Source organism: Immundisolibacter sp. (genome assembly GCF_028696615.1).
In the GTDB taxonomy this organism is placed as follows: Bacteria; Pseudomonadota; Gammaproteobacteria; order Immundisolibacterales; family Immundisolibacteraceae; genus Immundisolibacter.
In genome coordinates, this window is record NZ_JAQVGQ010000286.1 from 1 (window position 1) to 2926 (window position 2926).

Sequence of the window (2926 nt, forward strand, 5' to 3'; positions counted from 1 at the left end):
TCGAGCAGGCGGTGACCTGGAAGGACGCGATCCACGAGCAGGCGAAGGAGAGCCGGGCATGACCGAACACCGCGAAATCCGCCACTTCCACCTCTTCGGCGCCATCGGCGGCGGCGCCCGCGGCTTCATGCGCGGCACCGCCCGGGTCGGCAGCCTGGTCGCCCGACCGCGCTGCATCGGCTCGGTCGACGTCGACGCCGCCGCCAACCGCGACTTCGCCCGCTTGGTCGGCATCGAGGCCACCACCCTGGACCTGTTCGACCGCGACCAGTACACCGCCTTCCACGGCCATGAACCGCCGGCCGGCTGGCGCGAGGCCACGCCGGCCGACATCCGCCGCGCCGCCGGCGGCGAGTTCCCCCACGTCGTCTTCCTCTCCGCCCCCTGCAAGGGCTTCTCCGGCCTGCTGGCCGAGGGCAAGAGCAAGACCGACAAATACCAGGCCCTCAACCGCCTCACCCTGCGCGGCGTCTGGCTGATGCTGGAGGCCTTCGCCGACGAGCTGCCCGAGCTGGTGGTGTTTGAAAACGTCCCCCGCATTGCCACCCGGGGCCGCCACCTCCTGGACCAGCTCGTCGACCTGCTGCGCGCCTACGGCTACGCCGTGGCCGAGACCACCCACGACTGCGGCGAACTCGGCGCCCTGGCCCAGAGCCGCAAGCGCTTCCTCCTGGTGGCCCGCAACGTGGCCAAGGTGCCCCCGTTCCTCTACGAGCCGGAGAAGCGCCCGCTGCAGGCCGTCGGCACCGTGCTCGGCCGCATGCCGCTGCCCGGCGACCCGGCCGGCGGGCCGATGCACCGCATCCCGAGGCTGTCGTGGAAGACCTGGGTGCGCCTGGCCTTCGTCGAGGCCGGGTCGGATTGGCGCTCGCTCAACAAGCTGGCGGTCGAGGACGGAAGACTGCGGGACTACCTGATCGTGCCGGCCATGCACAACGGCGTCCTGGGTGTGCGCGCCTGGGACGATCCGGTCGGCACCGTGGCCGGCGCATCCAGGCCTGCCAATGGCTCGTTCTCGATCGCCGACCCGCGCGTCGAGAGCAAGGGCAACGACTACGGCCAGTATGGCGTCTGTCCCTGGACCGACCCGATGGGCGCCGTCATCAACGTCAAGAGCCCGGGGCAGGGCATGTTCGCGGTCCAGGACCCGAGGCCGCCCAGCCGGCCGCTGTTCAGCAAGTATGCCGTCACCGACTGGAGCCAGCGCACCGGCACCGTGATCGCCGGCGACTGCTCCGGTGCCTACGCTGTGGCCGACCCGCGTCACCTCGGTCCGGCCAAGCACTGCAACGAGTTCCGCATCGTCCGCTGGGACGGCTCGGCCGGCGCCGTCACCAGCGCCCACGGCTCGGGCCAGTGTGTGGCTGATCCGCGATCGAGCACCGGTTTCGGCGGCAAGGGCAAGTACATCGTCACCCCGTTCGAAGGCGCAGCCAACACGGTCATCTCCGGCAGCACCACCGGCCAGGGCGCCTATGCCGTCGCCGATCCCCGCACCGGCCTCGATCGCGGCAAGGGCGACGCCTACCTCACCGGCGGCCACTACGGCGTAGTCCCCTGGTGCGACCACTGCGGTGCCGTCTCCTCGTCGGCCGGGCACGACTCCGGCCGCTGGAGCGTCGCCGACCCGCGCGGCGATCAGTTTGCCGGCGCCGGCAACATGATCATGCCAGCCGCCGACGACAAGCTGGTCGCCCGCATCCGCGCCCTGGACGGCACCTGGCACCGCCCCTTCACAACCCTGGAACTGGCCGCCCTGCAAAGCCTGGTCGACCCCGAGGAGCAGCTCGTCCTCGACGGCCTGTCCGACTCCGCCTGGCGCGAGCGTATCGGCAACGCCGTCCCCCCGGCCGCCGCCGAGGCCATCGCCAGCACCATGTACCACACCCTGCTGCTCGCCTGGTCCGGCGAGACCTTCATGCTCGGCGCCACACCGATCTGGGTCCGCAACGTGGTGGTGGCGCTTTCTGTTCAGGAGGCCAGCCATGGCTGATAAAGCACGGTGCGCCGTTCGCGGCGCGATTCTACCGGGTCGGATGTGTAGCCACGTCATGGTTGGAGGCGTGTTCTGTTGTTTCGAAGGCAAGTGCAAACACAAGCGCATCAGCTTCCGGCCGAGCAACGGCACCATCGGCGATTCGTTCATCGCCGACTGGTGCGGACGGTGCGCCCGCGACAAGGCACTGCGGGAGGGCGTCGATATCGAGGAGTGCGACGACAACGAGGTCTGCGACATCGTCAGCCGGACCATGGCCTACCGCACCGATGAGCCGGAATACCCGTCCGAGTGGATCTGCGACCAGGACGGCCGCGGAGCCTGCTGCACGGCCTTCATCCCGGCCGGCGATCCGGTACCGCCGCCTCGCTGCGAGCGCACTGGCGACATGTTCGGAGGCGCGTGACATGACCGAACTGCTCCTATTCGCCTCCGTGTTCGTCAGCGTCTTCGCCCTGGGCTTCCAGAGCCAGAACGTCAACCAGGGCCACTACAAGTCGGCTTTCCTGACCAGCCTCCTGATCGGCGCCGGCCACCTGGCGCTCTACCGGCTGATGCCGGGCGCCAGCCCCAGCGAGATCGCCGCCTTCCTCGCCGGCGGCCCATTCGGCATCGTCTCCAGCATGTACGTCCACCGCCGGACGCTCGGAAGGAGGGCTCTCCATGCCGCGCAATAACCGCCCCCGCAAGAAGTACCGCCCCCGCCCCGTGGTCAAGCCGTTCAACCAGCGCGACGCCTGGGCCATCGAGGGCGATGCCCACGCCGTGCTGCTGGCGATCGAATACGACCAGGTCGCCGAGGAGCACCTGGCCATGCTGGCCGCCCATGCCGACATCATGCGGAGGATCCATCCGACCGGTACCGCGCCCAGGGTCCAGGCCGACACCCTGATCCGCATCGTCCGCGACATCCAGTCCCGCCCCGAGATC

The 2926-nt window shown here is 69.8% G+C and carries 4 protein-coding genes; all 4 read left to right on the forward strand.

Annotated features, from left to right (window positions below; genetic code table 11):
- Positions 1-58 precede the first annotated feature (58 nt).
- Positions 59-1993 (forward strand): DNA cytosine methyltransferase, encoded by a 1935-nt coding sequence (locus PHC73_RS13280; protein WP_300129214.1) that lies wholly within the window; start codon positions 59-61, stop codon positions 1991-1993.
- On the forward strand, positions 1986-2402 hold the full coding sequence (locus tag PHC73_RS13285) for a hypothetical protein (protein WP_300129216.1): 417 nt from the start codon (positions 1986-1988) through the stop codon (positions 2400-2402). The genes PHC73_RS13280 and PHC73_RS13285 overlap by 8 nt, the downstream gene beginning before the upstream one ends.
- A 1-nt stretch (position 2403) precedes the next feature.
- Complete coding sequence (locus PHC73_RS13290; RefSeq protein ID WP_300129218.1) at positions 2404-2673, forward strand: hypothetical protein; 270 nt, start codon at positions 2404-2406, stop codon at positions 2671-2673.
- A partial coding sequence (locus tag PHC73_RS13295; protein WP_300129219.1) for a hypothetical protein occupies positions 2660-2926 on the forward strand: 267 nt, incomplete at its 3' end. The genes PHC73_RS13290 and PHC73_RS13295, both read left to right, overlap by 14 nt.